General features: G+C 43.6%; 12 protein-coding genes. 6 read left to right on the forward strand and 6 right to left on the reverse strand.

The window, feature by feature from the left end; all coding sequences use genetic code 11:
• Nucleotides 1-23: 23 nt before the first annotated feature.
• Nucleotides 24-968, reverse strand: coding sequence for a tRNA (adenosine(37)-N6)-dimethylallyltransferase MiaA (gene miaA / locus M1D69_RS11590; protein WP_458106019.1), 945 nt, complete (start codon nucleotides 966-968; stop codon nucleotides 24-26).
• Between the two features lie 100 nt (nucleotides 969-1068).
• A complete protein-coding gene (locus M1D69_RS11595) occupies nucleotides 1069-1482 on the reverse strand; it encodes a YmaF family protein (RefSeq protein WP_458106018.1) in 414 nt (137 codons plus the stop codon).
• 90 nt (nucleotides 1483-1572) lie between these two features.
• Between M1D69_RS11595 and M1D69_RS11600 the strand changes: the two genes are divergently transcribed.
• The 3 genes from M1D69_RS11600 (at nucleotide 1573) to erbB (ending at nucleotide 2665) form a co-directional block, all read left to right on the forward strand.
• The gene (locus M1D69_RS11600) at nucleotides 1573-1824 is read left to right on the forward strand and encodes a hypothetical protein (protein ID WP_024121492.1); all 252 of its coding nucleotides are present in this window, start codon (nucleotides 1573-1575) and stop codon (nucleotides 1822-1824) included.
• 156 nt (nucleotides 1825-1980) lie between these two features.
• On the forward strand, nucleotides 1981-2298 hold the full coding sequence (gene ebrA / locus M1D69_RS11605; RefSeq protein ID WP_458106017.1) for a multidrug efflux SMR transporter subunit EbrA: 318 nt from the start codon (nucleotides 1981-1983) through the stop codon (nucleotides 2296-2298).
• Nucleotides 2299-2311: 13 nt separating this feature from the next.
• Nucleotides 2312-2665, forward strand: coding sequence for an SMR family multidrug efflux transporter EbrB (gene erbB / locus M1D69_RS11610; RefSeq protein WP_024121490.1), 354 nt, complete (start codon nucleotides 2312-2314; stop codon nucleotides 2663-2665).
• Nucleotides 2666-2677: 12 nt separating this feature from the next.
• Here the strand turns inward: erbB and M1D69_RS11615 are convergent, their stop codons facing one another.
• The 3 genes from M1D69_RS11615 to M1D69_RS11625 all read right to left on the reverse strand — a co-directional run bounded on the left by M1D69_RS11615 (nucleotide 2678) and on the right by M1D69_RS11625 (nucleotide 4431).
• Entirely contained in the window at nucleotides 2678-3133 is a 456-nt protein-coding gene (locus M1D69_RS11615) for an OsmC family protein (RefSeq protein ID WP_458106016.1), read from the reverse strand.
• 71 nt (nucleotides 3134-3204) lie between these two features.
• Nucleotides 3205-3912, reverse strand: coding sequence for a poly-gamma-glutamate hydrolase family protein (locus M1D69_RS11620; protein WP_458106015.1), 708 nt, complete (start codon nucleotides 3910-3912; stop codon nucleotides 3205-3207).
• Between the two features lie 285 nt (nucleotides 3913-4197).
• Nucleotides 4198-4431, reverse strand: coding sequence for a hypothetical protein (locus M1D69_RS11625; RefSeq protein ID WP_458106014.1), 234 nt, complete (start codon nucleotides 4429-4431; stop codon nucleotides 4198-4200).
• Between the two features lie 222 nt (nucleotides 4432-4653).
• Here M1D69_RS11625 and M1D69_RS11630 point away from each other — a divergent pair, with 222 nt between their 5' ends.
• From M1D69_RS11630 to M1D69_RS11640, 3 genes are all read left to right on the forward strand, one after another.
• Entirely contained in the window at nucleotides 4654-5982 is a 1329-nt protein-coding gene (locus M1D69_RS11630) for a S8 family peptidase (RefSeq protein ID WP_458106013.1), read from the forward strand.
• A gap of 145 nt (nucleotides 5983-6127) precedes the next feature.
• Nucleotides 6128-6487, forward strand: a complete 360-nt coding sequence (locus tag M1D69_RS11635; RefSeq protein ID WP_024121485.1) for a hypothetical protein — start codon at nucleotides 6128-6130, stop codon at nucleotides 6485-6487.
• Nucleotides 6488-6755: 268 nt separating this feature from the next.
• Nucleotides 6756-7997 (forward strand): cytochrome P450 family protein, encoded by a 1242-nt coding sequence (locus tag M1D69_RS11640; RefSeq protein ID WP_458106012.1) that lies wholly within the window; start codon nucleotides 6756-6758, stop codon nucleotides 7995-7997.
• Between the two features lie 51 nt (nucleotides 7998-8048).
• Here the strand turns inward: M1D69_RS11640 and M1D69_RS11645 are convergent, their stop codons facing one another.
• On the reverse strand, nucleotides 8049-15731 hold the full coding sequence (locus M1D69_RS11645) for a beta-ketoacyl synthase N-terminal-like domain-containing protein (protein ID WP_458106011.1): 7683 nt from the start codon (nucleotides 15729-15731) through the stop codon (nucleotides 8049-8051).
• Between the last annotated feature and the right edge of the window lie 8 nt (nucleotides 15732-15739).

A 15739-nucleotide genomic window follows, 5' to 3' on the forward strand; every position in this document is an offset into this window, starting at 1 on the left:
TTCTCTATATCATACAGTTTCGATTAAAGTTGCAGTTTTCCTGCTATATGTGTGAAAATTTCCTTTTTTTTCAGCTCCATATCAACAGGCGGGGTCATATCGAACCAGTCAACCGGCATTTTGTTGCGAAACCACGTCAGCTGGCGTTTCGCATACCGTCTGGAGTTTTGTTTTAATTGCTCGACAGCCTCAGAAAGTGTCACAAATCCGTCAAAATATGCGTACAGCTCCTTGTAGCCGATCGCCTGTATCGATTGACAGTCTCTCAATTTTCGGTCGTAGAGCTGTTTCACTTCCGGAAGAAGTCCGGCTTCCATCATCAGATCGACTCGCTGATTAATCCTTTCGTAAAGCGTGTCTCTGTCCATTGTAAGCCCGATTAATACAGCATTGTACAGCAGCTCCCGCTTTTGCTCTTTTAAATGCTGCGACATCGTTTTACCAGATGTATGTAAAATCTCCAGCGCGCGAATCACTCTTCTTGTATTATTCGGATGAATCGCTTTTGCTGCCTCCGGATCAGCCGCAGCCAGCTTAGCATGAAGGAATTCAGCCCCCTCCTGCGCCGCAGCCTTCTGCATTTCTTCCCGAAACGCCGGATCGTTCGCCTCTTCCGTAAAGGTATAATCGTAAAGGACGGATTGAATGTAAAGCCCCGTACCGCCTACAATCATCGGAAGCTTTCCTTTTTTTGCGATTTCGCTGATTTTATTTCTGACCAAGCCTTGATAATCCGCGGTGGAAAAAGAATCTGCCGGGTCTAGAATGTCAATCAGGTGATGCGGCACACCTTCTATCTCCTGTTCAGAGATTTTAGCTGTCCCGATGTCCATTCCTTTATAAACCTGCATGGAATCCCCGCTGATAATTTCCGCGTTCAAACCCTTAGCAAGCTGAATGCTTAAATTGGTTTTCCCCACTGCCGTTGGTCCGACTAATATGACAACGGGCTGTTTGTTATTTTTCACTATGTATCACTCTCTTTTACAAATCTCCCCCCATTATAGCACTCATCATATATAACCACCTATCCATTTTGCCCTTTTTTTGCAGCAGTAAACATCTCTTCTACCAGCCAAGAGGCTCATTTCCGACGATTTCCCGTGTCTTGCCTTTCAAATGATGGCGATGCGTTTTTTTGCTGTGATTTCGGGGATCGTACACAACACCTCCGTAACGGATCTGAATCGGCTCGTTATAAGCGAGATAAGTGTTTTCTTCAATTTCGTGATAATGTGTGCCGTCAGCCCTGGGAATGGCAGGGCCCGAGATCCCGTAATAGCGGTGGAAATGGCCATTTTCAAACGAAGTAATCCCAGTGAAGTAGTGTGTATGGCGATCCGTATTCGTTCCGTTAGCCGGCTGAGTAAAACCTTCAATGATATGATAATGCCCCTGTTCACCGGTTGTTTTAGCACGATAAGCATGTACGTGAGGCGGCGCCGTGGCCCAGTCAGACTGATACAGGCCCAATGAATTCACTCTCCTTCTTTTTCAGCTGAACGCCCAATCAAATTTGGGTAGGCTGAATACACTGCATCATCTACACTTTATTATTGGAGGAAAGAAAAAATGAACGAAGTGGAATATTTCATTGACGAAAATGATGCAAGAATCTTTGGCAGACCAGGGTTCGGCTACGGGTTTGGACGGCCAGGTTTTGGATTTGGAAGACCTGGGTTTGGCTATGGCTTTGGACGGCCGTTTGGATTTTACGGAGGACCTTTTTTTGGGGGGCTGGTAGGCGGACTTGTAGGAAGTGCTTTATTTAACCCTTATTTTTATGGCGGATATCCTTATCCTCCGTACCCATATTACTACTAAACCCGGCAGACCCCTTATAAAAGGGGTCTTTTTTATCCCCCGAATCTGAGTTGAAATGAATCTCTTGACTCATACATAGGTTTGCACTAATATTTTTCTAGCTGATGATCTTTTCATTACCTTACATTTATCATATTTTGAGTGAGGAGGATTACGATGATGGTCGGTTACTTATTCCTCACAATTGCCATATGCTCAGAATCAATCGGAGCGGCCATGCTGAAAGTGTCTGACGGCTTCAAAAAGTGGAAGCCGAGTGCATTGGTCGTGATTGGTTATTCCCTTGCTTTTTATATGCTGTCGCTTACTTTAAACCGCATCCCTCTAAGCCTTTCATATGCGACATGGAGCGGCGTGGGTACGGTGCTGACGGCCGTTATCGGTGCGAAATTTTTCAAGGAAAAACTGAATGTAAAAGGATTTATTGGGATTGGTCTATTAATTTCAGGTGTTGTGCTGCTTAATTGGCAGTAAGGGAGTGTTGTATATGAGAGGATTTCTTTATTTGGCTCTTGCCATATTATCTGAGGTATTTGGGAGCACAATGCTCAAACTCTCCGAAGGCTTTACGCAATTCTGGCCTATTATCGGAGTGGCTGCCGGATTTCTGTCCGCCTTCACGTTTTTAAGCTTTTCTTTAAGAACCATAGACTTATCAAGCGCTTACGCCACTTGGTCCGGTATCGGGACGGCGCTTACAGCGGTAGTCGGTTTTTTGCTTTTTGGCGAAACCATCAGCTTGAAGGGTATATTTGGGCTGACACTCGTTATTGCAGGCGTTGTGCTGTTAAATCAGTCAAAAGCCCCTAATAAAGAAAAAAAGCAGACGGCCTGTCAGTGACCGTCTGCTTTTTTATGATTGCTCCGATATTTTTACAGAAGCCTCCAGCTGCAGTTCGACGTTTCCTTGAATGGCTCGTGAGATCATGCAGGAAGACTCCGCTTTTTCACAAAGCTTGCGGGCTAACGCAACGTCTTGTTCTGAGGCATCGTGTCTGAGGACTACTGCGGGGCGGTGAATGATTTTTTTGTATGTAAAGATCCCTCTTGTCACATCGACTATGCCTTCTGATTCCATCTGCAGATCTTCTTTTTCCAGTCCGCTTCTTTCCATCATAGCAGCAAGCGTAATAATATAACAGGTTGCCGCTGCCCCGAGAAGCATTTCATCCGGGTTGGTCCCCTCCCCCGGTCCGTCCATTTCTTTAGGAATAGAAATAGACGTAATGAGATTCCCGCTTTCGATTGTGCCGACATCATTGCGTTTTCCCGGCCAATTCGCTTTTAGATAAAAATGATGATCTGCCATTTGATTGCCTCCTTCAATGGATTCCATTTCAGTCTACTGATCTTCCTTGATTTTGTCCTCTGATTTGCTTATTAGGAATATTCTTTTTCAAGTACATGTTTTATCGCCCGGACATAAGAGTAGAATTCACTGGTTTTCGTGTATTTCCTATCTTTATAGTAAAAATCATCAAAAAAGGCTTCTCTCTGTTCACGGCTGATTTCCAGCTGGATACTCAGCCCGGTTTCCCCCCGGTTATTAATGTTATCTGCACTTAATCCTGCAAGGCCGCTTTGAGAGGACGCTAATTCAGCGGAAAACCCTCTTTTTTCAAGAGCTCTGACAATCATTTTCGCCCGCTTACGGTCTGTTCCTCCGACAAGTGTATTTTTCTTTTCTCCTTTATATCCGTGAAAAGCGACAACGTACTGGTGCTCCTTGATCTTCTCTTCAGCCAATGGCTCATCAAAGTTGGTGCTTGTAATGTGCAGCGTTTGATTATCATGTGACTTTAAGCCCTCAAACAGGTAAGTCGAGTAGTCATCGTTGAAATAACGCACAAGCTCACTTACTCCGCCTTCAATTCTTCCGCCGTGCGGAGACATGATTAAAACTTTGCTCCCTTTTTTCTCTTGATAAGAAATATCATAATCAGCAGGGTCCTCATTCTCTGCCAGACTGCTGAAATTTGAATATGTATCCGGCTGGTTAGATGGTTCAGGTTCTAATGAGTAATGAACATATCTTATGAATAAGACTATGGCTAAGACGAATATGACATTTAGTAAAAATCTTCTCATGTTAAACTCCTTTCACAAGAATGGCAAGGTTCATTATATGAGGTATAGTCAATAGGTTTTATCTTACCATTGTATACACCATATCATCAGTGAAAAAGTTCCCGGTTTCAAAAAATCAATTGAATGTCACATTTATCAGCGGTTATATTCAAATATCAGTGAAAAAAGATTGAGAGGAAAAACAGAAAAGGTAGGAATAACCTCACTTGGTAATTAAATGTATAGAGGAATAAGGAAGGTTTTACTAAAAACCAGGCTGTCCGGGATGCATAATCGGACAGCCTGTTATAGTCCTGCGAACCGGGGTTCTTGCTTCCTTGTTCGCACAAAGTCACAGGAGAGGATAGAGTCTAATAAAAACGTTCTGATCTGATGGCTCGTAAAACAAAAAGCTTTAATTTGTGTTTTGCTTTTCTGCCTGACGATAATCGTTCTTTTTGTTATGGTGCCGTCTTTCTTCATATATATAATGCTGATTGGTATCTGATCTTCCAAAGACCGGCGTAAGAAGATATTCATACGATTATCACTCCCTCCTGTTTGATATATATAAATGATAATACGAACAAACGTTCCTTTTCAATACCCAATGATTAACAGTACACATGATTCTTTCGTATCAGATTCAAAAGATTCATAAAAACAAACTCTTGTCCGCCTCCTCTAAAGGACAAACAAACTTACCAAACATATGATCATCTCATAGAGTATACAGAGAACATCATAATAGGAGGAAAATCGATGTTTGGCTACTCTATGGTACAAATGGTGAGAGCAAACGCTCATAAGCTTGATTGGCCGTTGCGTGAAAGCGTCTTGCAGCTCTACAAGCCCTTCAAGTGGACTCCTTGCTTTTTACATCAGTTTTTTGAAACTAAATTAAAAAACAGAAAAAAAATGTCGGTCATCATTGAATTCGAGGAAGGCTGCCATGAGGCCGGCTTTCAAATGGCGGGACAGGTTTTACAAAAAGAAAAACGCAGCAAGCTAAAAAACCGTTTTAACAAAATCAATTGCTGCAGCGCAGAGGTTACCCCTTCAGCATTGCATTCTCTTCTTTCTGAATGCAGCGATATTCGCAAAGTGTATTTAAACCGCGAAGTTAAAGCGCTTCTTGACACAGCAGCCGAAGCAAGCCATGCAAAGGAAGTCGTCAGAAGCGGGCAAACCTTAAGCGGTAAAGGCGTTACAGTCGCAGTCGTCGATACAGGAATCTACCCGCACCCTGACTTAGAGGGAAGAATTATTGGATTTGCCGATATGGTAAACCAAAAAACAGAGCCGTATGATGATAATGGACATGGCACACACTGCGCAGGTGATGTCGCAAGCAGCGGCGCGTCATCTTCCGGCCAATACCGCGGACCTGCACCGGAAGCCAATTTAATCGGAGTAAAAGTGCTGAACAAACAAGGTTCAGGCACGTTAGCGGACATTATTGAAGGCGTCGAATGGTGTATTCAATATAATGAGGACAATCCGGATGAACCAATTGATATTATCAGCATGTCCCTTGGCGGCGATGCGCTGCGTTATGACAATGAACTGGAAGATCCATTAGTCAAAGCAGTTGAAGAAGCTTGGAACGCCGGGATTGTCGTCTGTGTTGCTGCCGGAAATTCAGGCCCTGATCTGCAGACAATTTCAAGCCCTGGTGTAAGCGAAAAAGTCATTACTGTCGGCGCGTTTGACGATAACAATACAGTAAGCAGCGAAGATGATACAGTTGCTTCTTTCTCAAGCCGCGGACCGACTGTATACGGGAAAGAAAAGCCCGATATTTTAGCACCGGGCGTAAACATCATTTCCCTTCGCTCACCGAATTCATATATCGATAAGCTGCAAAAATCAAGCCGTGTAGGGTCTCAGTATTTTACAATGTCGGGGACATCAATGGCAACGCCGATCTGCGCGGGAATCGCCGCCTTAATACTCCAGCAAAATCCAGATCTTACGCCGGATGAAGTGAAAGAGCTGCTTAAAAATGGGGCTGATAAATGGACAGGCGAAGACCCGAATATTTACGGTGCCGGAGCAATCAATGCTGAGAAAGCTATTCCTGGTGAATAAGATTTCATAATCTTCGTGAACACTGCTGGTTCGTTAAAGGGTCAGCAGTGTTTTTTAGCATACATAAGCCGGTATATCCCAGCAGAGTGTAAAACATAAAACAATTGGGAATAGTTACAGTATAGATCAAAAGGAGGAATGACTGATGGCACTCAACAACACTGAGCTTTCTGAATGGTTGAGAGAGCGGATCGGCCAGACGCTTGATATTAGAAAAGGCGAACTGACCAATAACCAAGACGAGATTTCAGATTTGGATCAGATTGTTCTTCACCTTCAAAAAGTGGGCATACGCAGCGCAAACCACCCTGACGACTATGTTGCAAATGACGAACTCGTCCTGGAAGGCGAAGGAACAACCTTTACTGAAGCTGGAGACGTACCGCTTCCGCAGAACGCTTATGAAATTCCTTTATTAGGGGATATTCACATTCACCAAGAAAATGGCGGATTGAAGGTACTGACAGATCGTGCGGTATATACTATTGATGTACAAAACAAATGAAGAAACTTTCACCTGGTCGAAAGAATACAGCGCCTTTGACATTGCTCCAAAGGCGCTTGTTTGCATGGAATCATTTCCTTCCCCGCAAGCCGATATTTTCGTCCCAAAACTATTGAACGGCACCTAAAATAGATATATAGTTTTAGACATAACAGGTTGTCGTTTCCAATGGGATTCTGTTATACAGATTGCGCAAAGCTTTCTTTTACATCTGGTCTAAACTGAATAAATGCATCTGTCTTCATCTATTAGGCGAGGAGAATGAAAAATGGAAAATTTGATGTTTCATCCGCATGCTAAAGAGTTTCATGAAAACCCCTTTTCAGTTTTAGGCCGTTTTAGGGAACACGCACCCATTCATCGATTCGAATTACACCGTTTTGGAAGTACATATCCGGCGTGGTTAATGACCCGTTACGATGATTGCATGGCATTTCTTAAAGACAACCGAATTACAAGAGACGTTAAAAACGTAATGAGCAAAGAACAAATTGAAATGCTCAATGTCAGTGAAGACGTTGATTTTGTATCAGATCATATGCTGGCAAAAGACACACCTGACCATACTCGTTTAAGGTCACTGGTTCACCAAGCATTTACCCCCCGCACCATTGAAAATCTACGCATCAGCATCGAACAAATTACTGAACGATTGTTAGATGAAATGGAAAAAGAAAATGAAACAGACTTCATGGCATCCTTTGCATCTCCGTTACCGTTTATCGTGATTTCTGAAATGATGGGCATACCGAAAGAGGAACGGGCACAGTTTCAAATATGGACCAATGCCATGGTTGATACTTCAGAGGCCAACCGAGAACTGACCAATCAGGCTCTACGGGAGTTTAAAGACTATGTTGGCAAGTTCATTCATGAAAGAAGAATACAGCCAAAAGACGATTTGATTAGTAAACTTGTGCATGCTGAAGAAGACGGCCAAACGTTAAGTGAAAAAGAACTTTACTCTATGCTGTTCCTTTTGGTGGTAGCAGGACTTGAAACGACGGTTAACTTAATCGGATCTGGCATGCTTGCATTGCTTCAGCACAAGGAAGAATTAGAGAAACTGAAACTGCATCCTGAAATGATAGATACAGCCGTTGAAGAATTGCTGCGCTACACCTCCCCTGTCGTTATGATGGCAAATCGGTGGGCCATTGAAGATTTCTCCTACCAAGGCCACTCTATCAAAAAGGGAGACATGATTTTTATAGGAATCGGTTCTGCCAATCGAGATCCTGAACGATTCGAAAATCCAGAAACATTCGATATAACCAGAACACCTAATCGGCATATCTCTTTCGGCTTTGGGATACATTTCTGTTTAGGAGCGCCGCTGGCAAGATTGGAAGGACAAATTGCGTTTAACGCACTGCTGAAACGATTTCCGCAAATTGAACTTACGGTAACGCCAGAAGAGTTGAAATGGAGAAAAAATGCTTTTTTAAGAGGATTAGAACGTCTTCCGGTCTCACTTGCAAGGAAAGATTCACTTTCACACCTCAGCTGATTTCTTCCAGCAGATAAAAATCCCCCTTTTAAAGGGGGATTTTATATTTCCTCAGCGCTTTACCAATTCATCTGCGTTTTCTTCGCTGGCTTCATGTTTTTTGCGAAAAGCCTTAAGGAAATTCGCGTTTACTACGCCTCTGTTTGAGTATAGTTTTTCACAAAACTCCAGCATGGCGCTGGATGCTTTAGATTCTGTTAACATCATCATGTGATTGCTGGAATCGACATCCACCAGATGGAATTGAGGGATTTGCCGCTCCCATTCCTCCCAGTAGGCAGTATCATCCAACGGTATTTTTTCATTTGAAATGGTAAAGTAAATGTCCAAGTCGCCAAGGAATGCCCTGCTTTTATTGCGGAAATAATAACATTTTACCGCTTCAGGATCAATAAGCGGCTGGACAGTGTACGCCTCAAATTCATAAGCATGCTGAGCTTTGACCATTTGGTTAAGCTGAGTCCGTATTCTCTTCTCCGGTTTGGTTAATCCCCGCTTTCTTGCTAAACCAATCAGTTCAGTTAAAAATTCCTCTTCCCCTCTGTCAACATCTACCTCTTCACGGCTAATGAGAACGTCTGTAAGCTTTTCCGGCTGAACAATAGATGCCAGCATTGTATTTATCGTTTGAAGCATTGACGTTTTTACAGAAGACTCATTTTGTTCACGTTCAGGACTGTAAGGGGAATCAATCATGACCATGCTTTTTACAGCAAGCCCCTGGCTTTGCAGCTGGCGTGTTACTTCATATGCGAGCAGTCCGCCTAAAGAATATCCGCCTACATCATAAGGGCCTTCCGGCTGTACGGATCGCATAATGTCTATATAATAGGAAGCCATTTGTTCAATCCCGTGTATAGGAGCATGATTTGTCATAAAGCCCCTGGCTTGAATGCCGTAAAAAGGACGCTGGCTTTTCTTCGCATATGGCGTATAGATTTCTACACCGCCTACTCCTCCATGAAACCAAAATACAGGGCGCCCCCGCTTGCCATCGTTTAACGGTATCAATTCCGGAAATGACCGGCTGACAGTCTGGACTGACTGGTCTTGTACTGTGTTCTCCCGTTTCATTGCTATCAAGTCCACCATATTCTGCACGGTTTGACACGTTTGCAGCTCTGCCAGGCTGATTGACAGGCCAGCTTCTGCTTGCCATTGCTGCAATAACTGTATACAAACGATAGAATCAAACCCGTAATCTTGTAATGCCTTTTGAGGATTTAATTCTTCAGGTGTCATGCCCAATACATCAGATATCATTTGAATATCGTTTCTTTTGTGAGGGGGAATCTCATCATTTGAAAAAGCAGGTGCTATTTCTGGTGACAGAAAGCCATTCCAGCAATTTCTTTTTTCAAACGGATAGGCGGGCAATGATATTCTCCGCGCACCTTTTCCTTGATGAAGCTGCTCCCATGGAATTTGCACTCCTTTTGCCCAGCAAAACGCGATCTTTTCAAGATGGCTTTCAGACAATAGTGTCTGCATCACGATATCGCCCAATGTTCCCTCAAGCAAGGCGCCGATATCTGACAAGCCTTCTTCTGAATTTCCGATAAAGCAAGGTACAGTGCTTTCCGGTTTTTCTGCTTTTTCCGCACCTGTTAGGTACTCTTCCAATCCGAGTACGAGTTCATCCTTACTGCGGATGACCAAGGCCATCCGGTCACTCATCTCTTCTCGTCCGACTTGAAGTGTGTAAGCGTAATTTTGTAAAGACAGTTCTTTTTGCTGCTTTACATAGTCAAGCATCTGTTGAACAACGGCTCTTAGTCTGTCTTGGTTTTTTGCAGAAAGCACCACAATGTGCGGCTCATCTGTATGTTCAATTGCTGGTTCTGTGTTAGAAGGAACATATTCTTCTAAGATGATGTGCGCGTTTATTCCTCCAAAACCATAGCTATTAATGCTTGCTCTGCGTGGTATCGTTCTGCCTGCATCATCCTGTATTTCTTCCCACTGCTGGTTTCCGTCAATCATCCGGAAACGCGTTTCCTTTATTGACACCTGATCATTCAATGAATCAAAACCGGGAATACCAGGTATTGTTTTATGCTGCATCGCCATGCTGACTTTCATAAGAGCAGCCATGCCTGAGACCAGTTCTCCATGCCCGATGCTCGGCTTTAAGCTGCTGATGTAACATGGCATTTCTCCTTGCAGTTGGTGTGAATGCTCCGATTCGAGCTGTCTGTATCCCGATTTCAACGCTTCCACTTCTATAGCATCAGCCACTGGCGATGCGATCCCGTGCGCTTCTATATAAGTCACCGTTTTCGGATCTACTTGCGACCCTTGGTAAGCCTTCTTCATCGCATCCTTCATTCCGACCGGATTAGGCGCGTGCAGTGACATTCCCCTGCCGCCGTGCGATACACCTGTCCCTTTAATGACAGAATAAATATGATCAGAGTCTTCAATGGCTTTTTGTAAAGGTTTAATGATGAGAACCCCTGCACCTTCACTTCGAACAAATCCATTCGCCTCTGCTTGAAAGGACTTGGCTTTTCCTTCCGCACTCAAATATCCCATTGAATCAAAGCTGATAAAGCCCTTTGGTGAGAGCAGAAGGTTCACAGCGCCAACAATGGCTTGCTCACATTCGCCGTTTCGAATGGATTGAATCGCTCTGTGCAAAGCGACAAGAGCTGAGGAACAGGCAGCCTCATAATATTCACTTGGCCCTTTTACATTCAGTGCATAGGAAATACGGTTTGGCATTAAGGAAGGAATCACAACCGCATCGGTATTGCCGGCTGCGACAAAAACTCCTGTCGGGCAGCTGGATAAGGCTTGGCCTGTTATACCGGCGTCTTCCATCGCCTTCCACGCATGTGTCAAAAGCAGAAACTCCTGGGGATCCATTGCCGCTGCTTCTTTCGGTGAAATGCCGAAAAACAGCGGGTCAAACTCACCTATGCCTTCTATAAACCCGCCCCATTGAAGGCTTGACTGCTTCCCATCAGTATTTTCGGTATATTTTCGCCAATCCCAGCGTTCTTCCGGCACTTCAGAAATACAATTCCTCCCGTGAATCAGGTTATCCCAAAATTCCGTTACATTGTTTGCTTTTGGAAACTGCCCCGACATGCCGATAATGGCTATACCGTGTGCCGTAGATTCTTTTGTTTCATCCGTCTTTCTTTCATAGGTTTGCATTTGCTTTATTTTATTTTCTTTTATATTCTGTGATTTCTGCTGTTGCTTGGTCCCTCCAAGCAATTGAACAAAGGATTTTTCATGTTTTTCGGCAAAAAAATCGGCCAGTTCTTGAAGAGTCGGATATTCAAAAAACAATGTAGGATTTAGCTCAATCTTTGTCTCTGATTCCAGCTCTCTTGTCAACGCAATCAATTGGGAAGAATCGATCCCTAAATCCATGATATGAACTTTTGCAAGAGACAGTTTTGATGGATTGGCCGTCTTATCAGCCAGTTTATCTGTGAGATAGCTTCGTATACGGCCTCTTATATCGTGTATTTGAACTTCCTGATTTTCCTCTTCGCTTCCTCGATCTGTTAAGCGGAATTGCTTTAAAGAGTAACCTGAATAGCGCAGCACCGTCTCTGACGCTTCATTCATCACATCTATGTCAAACAGCAGCATTTCACCGGTATTCTTAACGAAAGTAATCATAAGCCAGCAATCTTCTTTTATTTTATTTTTTGTGAATTGAATATCGTTGATTCCAAATGGCAAGAAATGCCCCTTTATGTCTAATTGTTCTATGAAACTGAGAATTGCCAGGTAAGCACTGTTTGTAATCAATGGGCTGACGGTGTAATGATGCGCATTTGCCATTCCGTTTTGAGACAAACGCACTTTTGCAAGGATTGAATTATTGCCTCTGTACAGATGAGTGATGGTTTTATACAAGTCTCCCCACTCAGCGCCGCCGTCGACGGTTTGATACATTTGGTCAATATGATCCAGCTCGGTTAACGAACGTTTTACACTTTCGATATTGACCTTTTTTGTTTCAAAATGATCTTTTTGACATTGCCCGATTGCGGCAGGCTTCCACGTCTCAGATGCCCGCTCACGATACATGATTTGCAAATCGATTGCATGATCTTTCTGAAGAGGATCAGCTTTCACTTCAATTGTTTGCCCTTGGTTTATGACAACAGGATTTAGATAACTTAATTTACTGATACGGCCGCTGATTTCTTCAGGGAACATTTCAAAGAATGCGTCAATCGCAAGACTTGCATAAGTTGCACCGACGAGCACCCGTTCTTTGTTGAACACATGGCCTTGAACGTAAGGCTCATCGTATGCGAATGAATCTTGTATCAGCGGAAGATAAACCGTTTGCTCATCATGCCTTTTCCCTTCTTCATGAGGCAGGGCACCAAATTGAAAGACTGTTTGATGGTCAAATGCATAGTGAGGCAGATTGATCCAGCCAGTTTCATTCCCTTGATGTATATGGTCAAAATGAATCGAAGCCCCCGCAGCCCATTGCTGTGCTGTTAAGCTTGTTTCTTCATGAGCTGACCCTGCATTTGTAGAAATCGCACCTGATTGTAAATCAAAGGATGTATAGATACCATCCTGGAGTGAGCTTTCTTTTGTTTTTTGGAAAATCTCTAGTTTTTCAATCAATTCCTGCGTCGACGATACCGAAAATGCAGCCCGCTGTTCTAAGTCATGGTTGATCCTGTGCAGTGAGCGTACAACTGCTCCAATAGAAGAAGATGGTTTTTTTTCTAAAAACACTCGCAGTTTTTCAAGATAGCTGAGCAGGCTCCATTCCGTTTTCGCAGAAAAAACGGCCAGATATTCCTGCTGATGAGGCACTGGATGTTGCTGCTCAGATGCAGCGCCAATAAATTCTTCTATAATGAGATTCGCATAGGCCCCTCCCGCTCCGAAAGAATTAATCATGCTTCTTCTGGGCAGATGCTTTCCTGTATTGGGATCTTTTATCCGCTGCCACGGCTCTGTTCGTTTTTGCAGATAAAATGCTGTGTTTTCCAGGTCAATATTTGGGTTGACAGGGGCGGCATTAATCGTCGGCACAAGCGTCCCTTTTCTCATCTGCAACAGAACTTTCGTGAGCTGAGAAATGCCGGAAGCCGCCTCCAAATGTCCAAGATTCGATTTTACAGAGCCTATCGCACAAAACTGTTTCTTATTTGTATACTGTTGAAATGCATTAGATAGTGCGATTACTTCAATCGGGTCGCCTAACGCTGAACCATTTGCCGCAGATTCTATATAGCCGATTGTTTCCGGATCAATGCCGGATTGCTGAATGGACTTGGAGATTAATGCAGCTTGCTGCTTCGGGTCTGGCGCTGTATACATCTGCCTTCCGCCGCTATGATTGGCAAAGCTGCTTTTGATGACGGCATAAATATGGTCGTGATCTTCTATCGCCTTAGAGAGCGGTTTTAGCAGGACGGCTCCGACGCCTTCACCCGGAATAAGCCCGCTTCCTGTGCCAAAGCTCTTGCTTTGATTTCCGTTCCCTAAAAGATTTGCGCGCTCCAGCGCATCATATTTTGAGAGATCCAATGTTAAATTGACACCGCCGGCTATTGCCATCGAACAGTTTTTCAGTTTCAAACTCTCACATGCAAGATGGATTGCGTTTAATGAACTGGAGCATGCGGAGCTGACAGCCAGACTTGGTCCTGTCAGGTTAAAAAAATGAGAAACGCGATTTGCAATATGCCAGTCTCCGCCATTAGAGCTCAGCACCGCTTGTTCTAATGAAGGGATATTCCAAAAATACTGATTATACATGTTTCCAACAAAGACACCTACTCCCGTTCCGTTGTCCTGCAGTTCATTTAAACGGATTTGGGAATAGCCGCCGTCCTCAAATGTTTCCCAGACGGTTTCTAAAAATAAACGTAGTTCCGGTGTCATTTCCATTACTTGATTCTGATCCGCTTCAAAAAGATGATGATCAAACGCATGTACGTCTTTTAAAAATCCGCCGTAGCGCTTCTTATCTGACGATTGTAATGATTCTTTCGACAAAGTGTTTACTAAAGATGTCCGCCATCTTGATTGCGGAGCCTCTGTAATACAATTATCCCCAGCTATTAAATGCTCCCAGAGCTCTTTTACGTTTTCAGACATCGGATAACGTCCGCTTATGCCGATAATAGCAATATCTTCTGTGCCGTAATGATTCGGTGCGGTTCTATGAGAAGGGATTGCCTTTACGTTTTTCGCTGTTTCGGTTCCTGCTTTTGGATTCGCCTTTGCTTGCTGCGTTTTCATTAGCTGCAGGTCTCCGCTAAAACGGCGCGTTTGATATGTAAACGGCTGTCCAGATTTTACTGGCTTCGCTTGAATAGAAGTTTCTTTATTTGCGGGCTGTGATTTTTCTTTCAGCAGTGATGTCCGCAGCTTCCCTTCATGCTCCTTTATCAGAAAATCGACGAGTTCTTTCGTATTGCTGTGTTCAAATAAAATTGTTTTCGGAAGCTCACCCGTCAGTTTTTCTAACTCACGAATAAAATTCACCTGCAAAATAGAATCGATTCCATACTTCTCAAACGTTGTTTCTGCATGTATACGCTCCGGTGATAGTTTTATTGATTTTGCTAACGTATGTTTCACAAATTGTGTCGTTTGTTCAAGAAGAGAATCCTTCGTTTGAGAATGATGTTCATCTAGATGGTAATCTATAATTTCTTCTGCTGGTTTTGCTGTTCGCGTTTTTTGACGGACGATTCCGTCACTTTCCGCTGCAATGATCTGCTGGCCGAGCTGATGTGATTGTTCAGCCATAAAGGAGACATAACGAAAGCCCTCACTCTCAAGCACCATTTTCCATGAGTCTGGATATAAACCGGGGCAGCCCGGGATACGCAGATCGGGATCTTCATACAGCCACCAGCCCTCTAACAAGCCGAAGGTCAGGTGTGAATATATATTATGGTCATTAATTTCATTCAGAAGGAGCAGACCGTTTTTCTTCAAAACCGCTTTGGCATTTCTCAATGTCTGCCGGATATTTTTCGTTGCATGAAGCACATTTGCTGCGACAACCACATCGTATCCGCCCGCTTCTATATGTTGTTCAGCCGCCGGCTCTTCCACATTAAATACCTTATACGTCAAATAAGGATTGTCCGGACCGTATGTTTTTTCCGCATGCAGTAAAAACGCCTTGGAGAGATCTGTATAGCAATATTCTTTTATATGCGACTGATAGACTTTCATTTTTTGAAAAACCGCAGCGCTTGTACCGCCTGTTCCCGCTCCGATTTCTAGTATACGAATCCTTGCTTCAGGCTCTTGCTTTAGACGCTCCTGCATAAAGGCAGCCAAGGTGTCTGCCAGCACATCGTTAAAATAGTCAGCGACTTGATTGTTTTTATAGATTCCTTCCACTAACTCCATAGATGAGTTCGGAAAAAGGATATCGGTGGCAGATGCCTTGCCGGTCAGAATATCCGGCAAGGCTTTAAGTGCAGTCTCTACTAACACCACCATGGCTTTCATGTTACTGTCTTGAAGCAAGTCTGCTTTTTTTTCATCCCATTCGTTCCACAATTCATTTATGTCCTCTGTTGAGCGGGTTACGGCGTATCCATTTGACGTTTGTTGAAGAAAACCATGCCGCTCCAAAATCAATAGGCTCTCCTCAAACCATCTGCCATAGAAATTCTGCAGCACCGGCTGGGGCTTATTTTCCTTGAAAAATCCTATGGACTGCAATTGTGCTAACAGCATCTTACAGAGAATGTCTTCTGTGTTTCGCATTGGCGCTT

The sequence above is a fragment of the Bacillus sp. PK3-037 genome (assembly GCF_054161355.1).

Bases quoted from the DNA above. Each gene is read 5' to 3' on its own strand.
- erbB (WP_024121490.1), top strand. From the start codon at position 2,312: ATGAGAGGATTTCTTTATTTGGCTCTTGCCATATTATCTGAGGTATTT.
- M1D69_RS11645 (WP_458106011.1), bottom strand. From the start codon at position 15,731: ATGCGAAACACAGAAGACATTCTCTGTAAGATGCTGTTAGCACAATTG.
- M1D69_RS11635 (WP_024121485.1), top strand. From the start codon at position 6,128: ATGGCACTCAACAACACTGAGCTTTCTGAATGGTTGAGAGAGCGGATC.
- M1D69_RS11625 (WP_458106014.1), bottom strand. From the start codon at position 4,431: ATGAATATCTTCTTACGCCGGTCTTTGGAAGATCAGATACCAATCAGC.
- M1D69_RS11600 (WP_024121492.1), top strand. From the start codon at position 1,573: ATGAACGAAGTGGAATATTTCATTGACGAAAATGATGCAAGAATCTTT.
- ebrA (WP_458106017.1), top strand. From the start codon at position 1,981: ATGATGGTCGGTTACTTATTCCTCACAATTGCCATATGCTCAGAATCA.
- M1D69_RS11615 (WP_458106016.1), bottom strand. From the start codon at position 3,133: ATGGCAGATCATCATTTTTATCTAAAAGCGAATTGGCCGGGAAAACGC.
- M1D69_RS11630 (WP_458106013.1), top strand. From the start codon at position 4,654: ATGTTTGGCTACTCTATGGTACAAATGGTGAGAGCAAACGCTCATAAG.
- M1D69_RS11620 (WP_458106015.1), bottom strand. From the start codon at position 3,912: ATGAGAAGATTTTTACTAAATGTCATATTCGTCTTAGCCATAGTCTTA.
- M1D69_RS11640 (WP_458106012.1), top strand. From the start codon at position 6,756: ATGGAAAATTTGATGTTTCATCCGCATGCTAAAGAGTTTCATGAAAAC.